The sequence below is a fragment of the Treponema maltophilum ATCC 51939 genome (assembly GCF_000413055.1).
GTDB classification, from domain to species: domain Bacteria; phylum Spirochaetota; class Spirochaetia; order Treponematales; family Treponemataceae; genus Treponema_C; species Treponema_C maltophilum.
Map to the genome: position 1 here is coordinate 2,363,304 of NZ_KE332518.1, position 13,476 is coordinate 2,376,779.

11 protein-coding genes are annotated in these 13,476 nt (G+C 47.4%); 9 read left to right on the forward strand and 2 right to left on the reverse strand.

Features of this window, described 5'->3' with window-relative positions:
* Nucleotides 1–71: 71 nt before the first annotated feature.
* From HMPREF9194_RS10900 to HMPREF9194_RS10915, 4 genes are all read left to right on the forward strand, one after another.
* Entirely contained in the window at nucleotides 72–701 is a 630-nt protein-coding gene (locus HMPREF9194_RS10900) for a TetR/AcrR family transcriptional regulator (protein WP_016526430.1), read from the forward strand.
* 149 nt (nucleotides 702–850) lie between these two features.
* Complete coding sequence (locus HMPREF9194_RS10905; protein WP_016526431.1) at nucleotides 851–3,226, forward strand: efflux RND transporter permease subunit; 2,376 nt, start codon at nucleotides 851–853, stop codon at nucleotides 3,224–3,226.
* A 206-nt stretch (nucleotides 3,227–3,432) separates the two neighbouring features.
* The gene (locus tag HMPREF9194_RS10910; RefSeq protein WP_016526432.1) at nucleotides 3,433–4,209 is read left to right on the forward strand and encodes an outer membrane lipoprotein-sorting protein; all 777 of its coding nucleotides are present in this window, start codon (nucleotides 3,433–3,435) and stop codon (nucleotides 4,207–4,209) included.
* 14 nt (nucleotides 4,210–4,223) lie between these two features.
* Nucleotides 4,224–5,684 (forward strand): hypothetical protein, encoded by a 1,461-nt coding sequence (locus tag HMPREF9194_RS10915; RefSeq protein WP_016526433.1) that lies wholly within the window; start codon nucleotides 4,224–4,226, stop codon nucleotides 5,682–5,684.
* A gap of 9 nt (nucleotides 5,685–5,693) precedes the next feature.
* Here the strand turns inward: HMPREF9194_RS10915 and HMPREF9194_RS10920 are convergent, their stop codons facing one another.
* Nucleotides 5,694–6,866 (reverse strand): CobW family GTP-binding protein, encoded by a 1,173-nt coding sequence (locus tag HMPREF9194_RS10920; RefSeq protein ID WP_016526434.1) that lies wholly within the window; start codon nucleotides 6,864–6,866, stop codon nucleotides 5,694–5,696.
* Between the two features lie 170 nt (nucleotides 6,867–7,036).
* Between HMPREF9194_RS10920 and HMPREF9194_RS10925 the strand changes: the two genes are divergently transcribed.
* The 5 genes from HMPREF9194_RS10925 to HMPREF9194_RS10945 all read left to right on the forward strand — a co-directional run bounded on the left by HMPREF9194_RS10925 (nucleotide 7,037) and on the right by HMPREF9194_RS10945 (nucleotide 12,875).
* A complete protein-coding gene (locus HMPREF9194_RS10925) occupies nucleotides 7,037–7,621 on the forward strand; it encodes a TetR/AcrR family transcriptional regulator (protein ID WP_245540744.1) in 585 nt (194 codons plus the stop codon).
* Between the two features lie 19 nt (nucleotides 7,622–7,640).
* The gene (locus HMPREF9194_RS10930; protein ID WP_016526436.1) at nucleotides 7,641–9,356 is read left to right on the forward strand and encodes an ABC transporter ATP-binding protein; all 1,716 of its coding nucleotides are present in this window, start codon (nucleotides 7,641–7,643) and stop codon (nucleotides 9,354–9,356) included.
* A gap of 51 nt (nucleotides 9,357–9,407) precedes the next feature.
* Nucleotides 9,408–11,165, forward strand: coding sequence for an ABC transporter ATP-binding protein (locus HMPREF9194_RS10935; protein ID WP_016526437.1), 1,758 nt, complete (start codon nucleotides 9,408–9,410; stop codon nucleotides 11,163–11,165).
* 97 nt (nucleotides 11,166–11,262) lie between these two features.
* Nucleotides 11,263–11,763, forward strand: coding sequence for an OmpA family protein (locus HMPREF9194_RS10940; RefSeq protein ID WP_016526438.1), 501 nt, complete (start codon nucleotides 11,263–11,265; stop codon nucleotides 11,761–11,763).
* 47 nt (nucleotides 11,764–11,810) lie between these two features.
* On the forward strand, nucleotides 11,811–12,875 hold the full coding sequence (locus HMPREF9194_RS10945; RefSeq protein ID WP_016526439.1) for an OmpL47-type beta-barrel domain-containing protein: 1,065 nt from the start codon (nucleotides 11,811–11,813) through the stop codon (nucleotides 12,873–12,875).
* Between the two features lie 95 nt (nucleotides 12,876–12,970).
* Here the strand turns inward: HMPREF9194_RS10945 and HMPREF9194_RS10950 are convergent, their stop codons facing one another.
* A complete protein-coding gene (locus HMPREF9194_RS10950) occupies nucleotides 12,971–13,339 on the reverse strand; it encodes a DUF488 domain-containing protein (RefSeq protein WP_016526440.1) in 369 nt (122 codons plus the stop codon).
* Nucleotides 13,340–13,476: the final 137 nt, after the last annotated feature.

Below are 13,476 nucleotides of genomic sequence, written 5' to 3' on the forward strand. Positions count from 1 at the left end.
TTTTTGCCGCCGCGCCATCCTTCCTTGACAGTTTTTTTACGAAAACCTATAGTACAAGAGGAGTGCCGATAATGACGTCGACAAAAAAAAAGAACGATACTTATACGGAAATCCTCAAAAATGCAAAAATGGAATTTTTGCAAAACGGCTTTGAAAAAGCGTCGATGCGCTCCATTGCGGCACTGACCGGCATAACCGCCGGCGCCCTGTATAAACATTTTCCGTCAAAAGAAGCAATCTTTGAAGCACTCGTACAGCCGCTTATTACGCAGACTTTAAACATCGGTGCCGATTTTTCGGAAACCGCGATAGAGCTGATCAAAGCGAAAAACGGCGTGGCTACAAAAGAAGCCGTCCGTATATCCATACAAAATTTATACACGCTCGCTTACAGTCGTTTTGATGAATTTAAGCTTTTGTTTAACCGTTCGACGGGAACAAAATATGAAAACATTCGCCACGATTTTGTAATGGCGGATGTTGTCGCGTGTAAAAAATTCATCGGCGATGTAAAAAAACACGGAATAAACATACGGCCTTTAACGGACGATCAACTTCATTTGATTTACAGTACCGCCTTAACCCCGTTCTTTGAAATTATCACTCACGAATATCCGCAAAAAAAAGCGGAAAAATTTATAGATTTACTGACCGATATCATGTATTTTTGCTGGGCAAAAATCATGCAGCCGGAAACATAAAACAATGCAACAGTTTGATTCAGCCATTGACTATGTATTAAAAGACTGAAAATATTCTGCAACCACCGCCTCTTGACAATTTTTTATGTAAGACTATACTGTACCGGTAAACAGTGTTTACCATTTTTGCATTAAAACAAGAGGCTACAATGAAAACGGAAGGCTTGCATAAATTTTTTAAAAAAATCGCCGAATTTCAATTAAAGTACAGATGGCTTTGTCTTGTCCTGCTCGCCGCCTTAACGGCAGCCGGGCTTATAGGCATAAAAAGCTTTAAGGTCGGTTCGTCCGATGAAGACGAATTCATAAGCGTAAAAGAAAACATCAAAAAAAATGATGAACGGTTTAAAGAGCTGTTCGGCAGCAACGATTCAATCGTACTGCTTTTTCAATCCGACGATGTGTTTAAACCGGAAGTGCTGAACGCCATTAAAGCTATCGGCGCCGAATTTTTGGAAAAAGTTCCCTACGCGGATTCCGTTACGTCCATTACCGACACGGATATTACCGTCGGTACCGAAGAGGGAATAGAAATCACAAACCCGTTTAAGGACGGTATTCCCGCAGACCCTGCCGAGCTGCAAAAGGCGAAGGACTTTATCCTGTCGCGCAAATCCATCGTAAACAAGCTTGTAACGCGGGACGCAACGGAAACATGGCTGGTACTTTCGCTTAAAGCAACGCCGCCGGAAGAAGTGTGGAGTAAAACTTCGAACAAAGCGCCCATGTACGTTATCGGAGAAGCGGCGATCAACATCGTTACCGATCCTAAGTATCAAAGTTCGGCATATACGATAAAACCCGCGGGACTTCCCTACACCGAAACGGAAGAACAGGTTGTGATGGGGCGCGAAACGCTAAAAAGCGTGGGCTTGAGCTTTTTGTGTATGATTATTTTGCTCATCGTGTTTACCCGTTCGCTTCGCGGAACACTGGTGCCCTTATTTGCGACCTTTTTTGCCATTACCACCGTGCTCGGCTTTATGGGTTTTTTGCACATTACGGGAATGTCGGAAATGATGTCGGTTCCCATTGTGCTTGCGATGGCGCTTTCGGTCGGTTATTCCATTCACTTGGTTAACTCATTTAAAACAAGTTTTTATGAACTCGGCAAACGCAAAGAAGCCGTTGTCGCGTCGATTGAAAACACGGGCTGGCCACTCTTTTTTACCGTCGTTACAACCGCGGCTTCGGTACTTTCGTTTTTAACAACGGATCTTAAGCCGATTCGCTGGATGGGAGCGACAAGCGCCGCAATGGTGTTCGCCGTATATATCTACGTGAGCGTTTTAATTCCGATTTTGATGAGCTTCGGCAAAGATATTGCAGACGCGGCAAACGCTCACACTAAAAGTGCCGCCTTCGCTCAAAAAACGGACGCGCGCTTTGAACACTTCGGTCGCTCCGTCATAAAAAGACGGAAAGCCGTCATCGTTGCATTTACGCTCATTACCGCAGCCTGTATTCCGGCTCTATTCAAAATTGACGTCAATATGGACAGTTTTAAATTTATGGGCTTGCGTATTCCGTACGTCAAGCGTATTTATGAAATTACGCAGTCGCAACTCGGTTCTTACTTTAACTACAATATTATGCTCACCTTTGATGAAGACGATGCGGTTAAAAATCCCGACGTGTTAAAAAAAATCGATGAGCTGAGCACGCTCATCGGGAGCTTTAAACTGACCAAATTAAATAACGGCGTGCCGAAAATTTTTTCAATTTTGGACATCGTTAAAGAAATGAACCAAACCATGCACGCCGACGATCCCGCTTTTTACACAATTCCCGACGATGAAGACTTACTTGCACAGCTGCTTTTTTTGTACGAAATTTCGGGCGGCCAAACGTCGCGCTGGGTTGACGAAGACTTCCGCACGCTCCGCATGGCAGTCGATGTCGCCGCGTATGATGCGAATGAACTTGCGGCTAACATGAAAACCATCGAGCAAACCTGCACGCAACTGTTTCCGCAGGCATCCTGCCATTTAATGGGAGCCGCCGTACAGTTTGCGGAATTAAACAACAAGATCGTATTCGGCGAACTCTATTCATTTTTAACTTCGCTCGTTGCAATTGCAATTTTGATGATGCTCGTGTTCGGCAGCGTAAAAATGGGACTGATCGGACTTATTCCGAACATCTTCCCCGTTATTGTCATCGGTGCGATTATGGGTTATCTGGATATTCCGCTGGACATTATAACGATGGCGATTATGCCGATGATTCTCGGTATTGCCGTTGACGACACCATTCACTTTACCAATCACACCAAGTATCTTTTTGAAAAAGAAAAATCGTATGACCGTGCGATTTTCGGTACTTTTTATTCCATCGGAAAAACGCTTGCAATGACCACGATTATTTTGTCCGCCACTTTTTTAGTGTATCTGACGTGTAAAATCGATGCGATTTTGCGCCTCGGCGTATTGGCTGCCGTCGGACTTTTGTCCGCCCTCGCCGCCGATTATCTTATGACGCCGATACTGATTTATATAAGCAAACCCTTCGGAGTTGAAAAGTGAACGTCCGTGTCCATGCCCAAGCTTCGGTTCAAATGGCGCCGCTCGCTTGGACGACGAGTTTGTATGAAAGCCGTGTATCCTGCATTGTTTGAATATACAAAGAAAAACTGTTTGTTCTCCGTGCGGGAAGGAGAGAGGGTTTTAGGGAGAGAGGAAACCCTGCCCTGAACGGGGTTGCCTCTCTACTTAAGAAAAAGGAGTTTTTTATGAAAAAGATTATTACGATTTTAGTTTTTGCAGTAATTGCATTGGGAGCAGGCTTTGCACAGGAATTGACGGGAAAAGAAATCATGCAAAAAGTCGACAAGCGCGAAAAGGCTGCGACCGATTCGTTTACGATGCGGATGACGCTGACCAATTCGAGCGGTAAACAGCGCGTGCGCGAAGTTACGGCGTATTCGAAGGATTACGGCAGCGAAGAAAAAACCGTGATGGTGTTTTTGCTGCCCGCCGATGTAAAGGGCGTCGGCTATCTTTCTTTTTCGTATGACGATGCTTCAAAAAGCGACGACCGCTGGCTTTATATGCCTGCATTAAAAAAAGCTAAACGCATAAGCAGTTCATCAAGTCAGGACTATTTTATGGGCACCGATTTTACCTACGACGATATAAGCGGGCACAAGATCGACGACTACACGTACACTCTGCTTGCCGAAGAAACGTTAAACGGAAAAAACTGCTGGAAGATAGAGTCGGTTCCGGTGAAAAAATCGATGTACTCGAAATACGTTTCGTGGATCGATAAAGAATCGCTGGTACAGGTTAAGGCGGAATTTTACGACGAACAGGGAACGCTGTTGAAAGTGCTTACCGTAAGCGGCATCGAAAAGAAAGACGGCTTTTGGACGGCGGGTAAAATGGAAATGAACAACTTACAAAAAAAGCACACAACCCTTATCGAAACGCTCAAGCACGAGTTCAACAAAAACATTCCCGATTCGTACTTTAGAGTAAACTCGCTTGAAGAAGGCAAAATCAGATAGAGGTTAATTACAATATGAAAACAATACGAAAATACGGACAAGCGTTTTTGTCGGGTACTGCATTTTGTATGCTGTTTTTTGCATCAGCTTTACCGTGCGCTGCGCAGGATGCAGCGGATACGGACTCCGACGCAAAACCGGTATTTACGGTAGGCGGCAAAATGGAAACGCTGCACGGCTTTCGTTGGAATAGCGATAAAGAGAATGTTGAATACGGAGCATCCCGTTCGATTTCGGACGTAAAAGGCGAAGTGTCCGCAGGCTCTTCGTATGCGGTTATTTCGGCCGCCGCCGAGTACAATTACCGCAATCCCGCGCGCACGGGCTTCCGCTTGAACGAAGCCTATTACCGCTATTCGGATAATATCTGGGACATAAGCGTCGGACGGCAGATTATCTCGTGGGGGCAGGCGGACGGGTTTAAGCTCACCGATGTCTTAAGCGCCCGGGACACTTCGGAGTTTATCGCCTTTAGCGGCGAGGATGCGCGGCTCGCGTCGGACAGTATACGCCTGCGTTTTTTTCACGACCTTTTTACGTTTGAAGCGGTTGCCGTACCGTTTTTTACGCCGAACAAACTGCCGCGCTTCGGCTTTGAAAACGGTGCAAAGGACGGCCTGTACTATATCGATACGCCGGACTTCTACAATATGCCGCACGGCCGCATTCCGATTACATACACGAAAACCGAAAGCACAAAGCCGAAGATGTTTACCGACACGGAAGCCGCCGCCCGTTTTTCCTTCTTTTTACCCGGCATCGATTTTTCCGTCTCCGGCTTTTACGGTTGGGATAAAAATCCTCGCTTTGTAAAAAGCGGGTATGTTAAAAAGGGACTTTTTAATCCCGCCAGTCCCCCGGGACCTCCTAATCCATACGTACCGAAAGAACTGCACACCAATTTAAATGAAGAGTATTCCCGTATCGCTATGGCGGGTATCGACGCGGCAATTCCCGCAGGAGATGTAACAATCAGGCTGGAAACCGCGTGGATCGGCGGACGGTACTTTGAGCCTAAAAATCAAATGCCGGCTTTAAACGGCGCACAACTGCTCGATGGTACTTCGGGTGCCGACGTACCGCTTACCTTTGACCCGGCGGTACGCAAACACCAACTGTTGGCGCTTGCGGGCATCGATTGGATTAAGGATTCGTGGACGCTCAGCGCCCAGTATTTTGAAGACCTCATCCTCGATCACAAAGACGATATAGAGCGCTCGATGCACAGGGGTTTTGCGAGCCTCAATATAAGCAAAACGTTTTTGCGCGACACGCTCAAATTTTCGGCAAGCGGTGTTGTCGATGTAAACTACGGCAGCACATCAAGCACTTGTTCGGCCGCCTACGCGCTCACCGACAACATACGGTTTTCACTCGGAGGCGACGTATACACCAAGGGCTATGAGGGTAAGGGCGACTTTGCCGCACTGCACAAAATAAGCGCTCTTTGGTTAAAGGGCACGTTTACGTGGTAAAACCGCCGCTCAATCGAGCAAGGCATCAAGGTCGGCGCAGATTTTCGTTTTGTCGAGCTTTTGCCCGATAATGCACAGTTTTATCATGCGGTCGCCGACGTCTTCGTCCCATTCTTTTTTGGCCTCCGGATCTTCGGCAAACACTTCTTCTCGCTCCCGCTTGGAAAGCGTTGCAAGCCACCTGCCCGAAGGGCCTGCTTGAATTTGCCGCCCCGACGTTTCAAAAACATACACCGTTGTCGGATCGTCGCTAAGCCATATAATGCCTTTTGAGCGAATAATATTGCGCGGCCATTTTCCCGCGTACTCGTCGAGCTTCAATCTGTTAAAGGGGCGGCGGCGGTAATACACAAAAGAGCCGATGCCGTATTCGTCTTCTTCGTCGCCTTCATGCTTGTGTTCGTGATGATGATGTTCGTGCTCATGACAGTGTTCATGTTCATCGCCGTGTTCGTGATGGTGTTCTTCCTCTTCTTTTTCCGCGCGCTTTTCAAGCTCGGCAATCCAGCCGGCACTTTCAAAAACTTTTTCAAAATCGAAGCGATTTGTCGCAAGCAGTTCTTCTATGGGAACGCAGCAGCGCACGGTTTCCAAAACTTTTACATGCGGCTGAAGTTTGCGCACAACCGCGCGGATTTTTTTTATCTGTTCTTCGGTTACCAAATCCGTTTTATTTATGATAAGCGTCGAACAAAATTCGATTTGCTGAACGAGCAGCGATTCGATGTCTTCCTCTTCCATGTCTTTGTCGAGCAGCCGGCCGCCGTCGGCAAATTCATCCGCAAGCCTTTTCGCGTCTACCACACTGACGACATTGTCCAAATGCCCGTTGCGGATTGTTTCGATCGCCTCCGCAATCGGCATCGGTTCGCACACGCCGCTCGATTCGATTAAAATGTAATCGTACTTGCCGGTTGCGATAAGTTTTTCGATTTGCACAACGAGGTCGGTTTTGAGTGTACAACAAATACAGCCGTTCGTAAGCGGCACAAGGCTGCTTTTATCCGTAATTTTGGCGTCTTTTTCAATAAGACTTGCGTCCACATTGATTTCGCCGATGTCGTTCACGATAACGGCGACCCTGTATCCTTTTTGATTCGTAAGAATCATGTTCATAAGCGTTGTCTTGCCCGCACCCAAATAGCCGCACAGCAAGGTAATCGGTACTTTTTTTGTTTTCATATATGCTCCTGTTTACTATAACATAAATATAACGCAAAAAGCGATTCTCGTACAAGTTCTTGCATTTTTTTTATCGCCGCGCTATTATCTATTACAGCGTAATATTACACTGTAATTTATTTAAGGAGTGGATCACTATAGCAAGAGACTTTCAACAAACGCACGATAATTTGCTGGATTGTGCAAAAAAACATTTTTTAAAATTCGGCTTTGAGCGCTCGAGCATTCGGGAAATCTGCAAAGACGCGCACGTAACAAACGGCGCTTTTTATAATCATTTTGAAGACAAAGAAGCCCTGTTCGGTGCGCTGGTCGAGCCGGTTTTGCGTTCCGTTTCCGAGTTGTATGCCGATTCGGTAATGCGGCATTTTGTGCTCATAAAATCCGAAGATTTACCGCAGCTTTGGGAACTGTCGGCAAAAACAACTGAGCGCATGATCGAATATATCTACGAGCACCTCGACATATTCCGCCTCTTGCTGAAATGTTCCGAAGGGACAAAATATGCCGGTTTTTGGGATACGGTGGTTCAAGCCGAAACACGCGAAACAAAAAAGTTTTTCCGCGAGCTGAAAAAAAACGGCGTCCCGATTCGGGAACCGGCTGATGAAGAATGGTACATTTTGGTTTACGCGTATTATTCGGCCGTTGCCGAAATCGTTATGCACAATTATTCAAAACGCGCCGCGCTTAGATACGCGCGTACGCTGGCCGCTTTTTTTGCCGCCGGCTGGAAATCCGTTTTGGGAATATAAAGGTATACAGGAGTATCTTATGGATATTATAAAAAAACATATCGGCGGAATTATTTTTCCGGTGATTGCGGCGATTATCGGAGCGGCGTGCGGAATCGTTCCGTATTTTGCAATCGCTTCGATTTTGACACAGCTCATAGACGGCACGAGCGACTACCGTGTGTTTGTGCCGTATGTCGGTCTTGTGTTTGCGGGTTTTGCAGGAGCCCTTATCGGGCATTCGGTATCGACCATCGGTTCACACAACCTTGCGTTCAGCATCATCGAGGACACGCGCAAACGGGTCGTCGAAAAGCTGAGCCGTCTTTCGATGGGAACGATTGAAGAAAAAAGCAGCGGCAAATGGTCGCAGTTTATCGTGGAAACAATCGATAAGATGGAAAAGCCCATCGCGCACGTCATTCCCGAAGTGCTCGCGAACGTGCTCATTCCGATTATCATCGTCGTCATCATTTTTACGCTGAATTGGAAAATCGGCCTTGCAAACCTCGTCACGTTGCCGCTCGGCATGCTCTTTTCCATGCTGATGATGAGGGATTATGAAGTCAAGTCGAAACGGTACGTTGAAGCGTCAAAGAAAATGAATGCCGCCGCGGTCGAATACATCCAAGGCATCAAAGTTATCAAAGCGTTTAACAAGTCGGCGTCTTCCTACGACAAATTTCAAAAAGCGGTCGAAGACAACCGCGACTCCATGCTCGACTGGTACTTGAGCGTGTGCTTTGCAATGACCGCGGCAATGGAAGTGCTGCCGTCCACCCTCCTTTTCGTGCTGCCTGTCGGGCTATACCTCTTTATGACAGGCGGCATTGCAATTCCTACACTGATTATGTGTGTGCTGCTTTCTTATGCGTCGTACAAACCGCTTCTGAAAGCGATGGCGTACACGGACACGATGGCGAATGTGCGCGTCGTATTCGGAGAAATACAGTCCGTGCTCGACTTACCGGAAATGGTCCGAGCCGACACCGCAGGCGCCCCGCAAGGCTTCGACGTGCGCTTTGAAAACGTCGTATTCGGCTACGGCGGAACGACCGGCACAACGGTCTTCGACGGCTTGAACTTTATCGCAAAAGAAGGAGAACTGACCGCGATTGTCGGTTCTTCCGGCAGCGGCAAATCGACCGTCGCGAAACTGCTTGCGGGCTTTTGGAATGTCAACGGCGGACGCATCACCATCGGCGGCGCAGACATCGGCAGCATGAGCTTGGAGCGGAACATGCGTTTGGTTACCTATGTGTCGCAGGAAAATTTTTTATTCAACAAGAGCATCCGCGATAATTTAAAAATGGCTAAAGAAAACGCAACCGACGAAGAAATCGAAGCGGCATGCAAAAAAGCAAGTTGCGACGATTTTATCAAAAGTTTGCCGGAAGGTTACGATACCGATGCGGGAAACGCCGGCGGCAAGTTTTCCGGCGGAGAGCGCCAGCGCATCACGATTGCGCGCGCGCTGCTCAAAGACAGTCCCATTGTCGTGCTCGACGAAGCGACGGCCTATTCCGATCCCGAAAATGAAGCCGTCATTCAACAATCGATCGACAATCTCGTAAAAAACAAAACCGTGATTATGATCGCGCACCGGCTTTCCACCGTCGTCAATGCCGATAAAATCATCGTGCTCGAAAAGGGCCGCATTGCCGCGGAAGGCACGCATGCGGAACTTTTGCGCAGTTCGCCGCTGTACAAAAAGATGTGGCAGTCCCACATCAGCGGCAAAGACAAGGCGGAGTAAGGGACTTGTTTGAAGTTCCGCTACAAACTCGTTTATTTAGCAGGAGATTTTATGTTTGATTTATTGAAAAAAATATACGCGGTTGCCGGAAAGCAATCGAAGCGCATAACGGTGCTGTTTGTGTGCGATGTGTTTAAAAGCCTGTTTGAAGGACTGACGCTCGGCGCGCTCGGCCTTTTTTTGCTGACGGTGAGCCGCGCGGTGTTTCAATCGCAGCCGGTTACAAATCGCGATATTTTTATCGTTTTTTGCGTTATGTTCGTCAGCATTGCGGGAAAAATCATTTTCGCCTACATTGCCGACCGCAACAAAAATATCGCGGCATACACTATGGGCGCCGAAAACCGGCTTTCGATCGGCGACAAACTTAAAAACGTCAACATGGGTTATTTTTCCGAAAGCCGACTCGGCGATATTTCCGGCGCGCTTACAACCGTAATTACCGGCGTCGAAACAATCGATATGATGATTATCGAAATGATGTTTGCCGGTGCGATTCAAACCGCCGTAATGGCATTTTTTGTTTTGCCCTACGATATGATGACCGGACTTATTATTCTCGTTACGCTTGCCGTTTCGATCGCGTTCAATAATTTGTTTCAAAAAAAGACCGATGCGGTAACGACCAAACTGACCGATTTAAAGCTGCGCCTGCAAACCGCCGTTTTGGAATACGTGCAGGGTATCGGCGTCGTAAAGGCTTTCGGTAAAACGGGCGAAGCGATTAAAAACGTAACGGAAAGCATCCAAAAAAACAAAACCGGTTTTTTTGCCGTAGAAAAGACGATTATGCCCTCACTGCTCGTTTTTTCGCTGCTGCTCAAATTGGGAACGGCGGGTATTATTTTCAGTGCTTTGTACCGCTATTCGTCCGGCACGATAAACATCGAAAAAACCATGATGCTCATTGCGGCAAGTTTTGTCGTATTCGGCGGCTTTGAAATCGCCGGAACCATGCAGCGAATGCGCGGCATCGCCGTACAAAACCTCGACACGCTGTTCGCGGTGAAAAACATCCAAACGATGAACGAAGGCTCGCTGTTGCCTCACGGCGACGAAGACATCAGCGTCAACGACATTACCTTCGGCTACCGCGAAAGTATTCACCCCGAAGACAAACTGTTCCGCAATTTAAGCGTGCGCATTCCGAAAAACGGTACAACCGCACTGGTCGGCTATTCGGGTTCCGGCAAAACCAGTTTATGCCAGCTGATTGCGCGCTTTTGGGACGTCGACTCGGGCGAAATCAAACTCGGCGGCACGAACATAAAAGACTTTGCCTACGATGCCTTTTTGTCGAACTTTACTTTTGTGTTCCAAGACGTGTATCTGTTTGAAGACACGGTAAAAAACAATATCAAATTCGGCAAGAGCGACGCAACCGACGAAGAAATTATCGCTGCGGCAAAGGCAGCCCAATGCCACGATTTTATTTCGGAACTGAGCGACGGCTACGACACCGTGCTGCAGGAAGGCGGAAGCAATCTTTCCGGCGGCGAGCGTCAGCGTATTTCGATTGCGCGGGCAATGCTCAAGCCGAGTTCCATCGTCATCCTCGATGAAGCGACTTCAAGCATCGACCCCGAAAACGAAGAAAAACTCATGAGCGCCCTCGCCGAACTGCTAAAAAACAAAACCGCGATCATCATCGCGCACCGAATGAAAACCATTGCGGCGGCGGACAACATTCTCGTTTTCGATAAGGGGCGCATCGTGCAGCAGGGTACACATAAAACGCTGAAAACCGTCGACGGCATTTATAAATCCTTTGTCGAACATCGGCAGCGGGCGTTGGAATGGACGGTGTAATAAAAATTTATTTTATGCGCTTTAATACCTAAGTCCTTGCTATTTTTACGGAAAACGGGTATGTATATAGTAGACTGAAATCGTCGAGGAGGTTCCTTTGAATAAATTAAAAGTATTGCTTTTTATGCTCTGCGCCTTGCCGTTCTTTTCGTGCAAATCCGCACCGAAGCAAACAGCGAAAGCCGAGCAGCCTAAGCAAGTTGCCGAAGAAACGGAGCAGACTGTACAAACAGCGGTACAAGCCGAACCGGCAAAACCGGAAACAATCGACTACACCGTTTATTTTGCGCCGCTGTCGTATAAGGTCGACCGCTTTACCGCACAAAAACTTGACGGCATCGGAGAAGAGCTTGCGGCCCGTAATGTAAAACGGATAACCGTTACCGGACACAGCGCAAAACTGGATTCGGAAAAAGACGAAGAACGTATTGCGTTTAAACGTGCGGTTGCCGTTGCGCAGTATTTTCAGGACACGGGTCTGTTTGATCCGGACGGCATAACCGTTGTAGGAATGGGGGCCAAAGAACCGGCCGCATCCCACAACGAAATTACGGACCGCTTTAAAAACAGAAGAGTGGAAATTCAAAGTGCCGAGTAAGGCTCGAAAAACACTTATGAAATTATAATTCATTTTGGAGGAAAAAAATGATGAAAAAAGGATTTACGGCAGTTGCTTGCGCACTGTTTTGTTTTGCCGCATGGGCACAAGCGCCCGAAACGGTCGGTACCGATTACACGCGCCCGCCCGTCCATTATTCCGACGGAGTAAAAAGCTTTGTAAACAGCGATGTCTTTTTCAAACTGCTTTCGGTCGATAAAGAAACGGGCTTGAACTATGTCGAGTTCGCTTTGAACGGCGCGAATTTTATGAAGTACAAAAGCCCCTTCCAAATTCTTGAAGAAGGCAGCTACGATATTTCATATCGCGGTTACGACAACAGCGGCAACTTGGAAGTACCGAAAACCCTTTCGGTTATAGTCGACAACACGCCCCCGAGAACGGGCATTGAAACGACCGAACCCTTGTATTCGGACGGCTCGAAAACCTATTGTTCGGCAAATACGAAATGGTACGTTTCCGCATCCGACGTTTTGGGCGGAGCCGGAGTCGCCGCAGCCTATATCGGTACCGATTTGAATAAACTCGTGCGCTTCGGAAAAGGCAAAGAAGCTGAAGACGCTTATTTTTCTTTGGACGGCGAAGGCCCCGTTTTCCTGTACTATACGGCAATGGATAATGTCGGAAACTTAAGCCCCTTCGGCTTGGCGTCCGTCACCGTCGACATGACCGCTCCGGTTGTGCGCCTCGAAAACTCCAACCGCCTTATCAACAAAGACGACGTATACATGGTATTCCCGAACGAAAAACTCGTCGATGATGAAGGACGCGTAATCGTTTCCGCAAACGAATCGGTTGCCTTTGCCGCCGATGACGAACTTTCCGGCGTAGACGCGATTTACATAAAAATCAACGACGGCGAATATACCAAATATGTCGAGCCTATCCGCTTCAATCAAAACGACGTGTACACCATTGAAGTTAAAGCCATCGACAATGTCGGCAACGTATCCGTACCGGTAACTTATACCTGCTACGTCGACAAGATTAACCCTGTTTCGGGAATAGAACTCGTCGACAAAGCTGAAAACGAGCTGCCCACGATAACACCCGAAACCGCAACAATGACCTTTTCGGCAAACGCGGAATAAAATCGCACTTAAAATTAAACGTTGTCCGAAAACTGAAGTTTTCGGACAGCCGCCTAAAAGGCTGCCGTACGTCAACGACTTTGCGGCGGCCTTTTTTATGCTTTCAGCGATTTTTCGATAAAGCGGCGCAAAACGGGAATGTGGCTTTGTTCAACGTCTTTATTCGCATATAAAACCGTAACGTTTCCTTTTTTTATTTCAGCTTTGATTTTATCCGTAAAATCCTTTGCACCGGGGTTTTGCGCCAATTCTTTTGCGTACAGGGACGAAAAAGTTTCGTAGTCGATTTCGCCGCGGTGATATGCTTGCCGCAAATCGGACGAAGGCGTAATTTCCTTTGCCCACTCGTCGAGGCAAGCCTTTTCTTTCGAAATTCCGCGCGGCCACAATCTGTCCGCCAAAATCCTGAACCCGTCCTCTTTTTCCGACGGATCGTACACCCGCTTCCATAATAATTTTCCCATAGGACTTCCTTTTAGGCCGGTTTCGCGGCCGTTACACTTTTCTCGTTTTTATTTTCGGATAATTTTTCGGTAAATATAACCTTATGGCTATTCCGTCAATTTATTTATATTTTCAATCATAGCCGTCGACTTGAGCT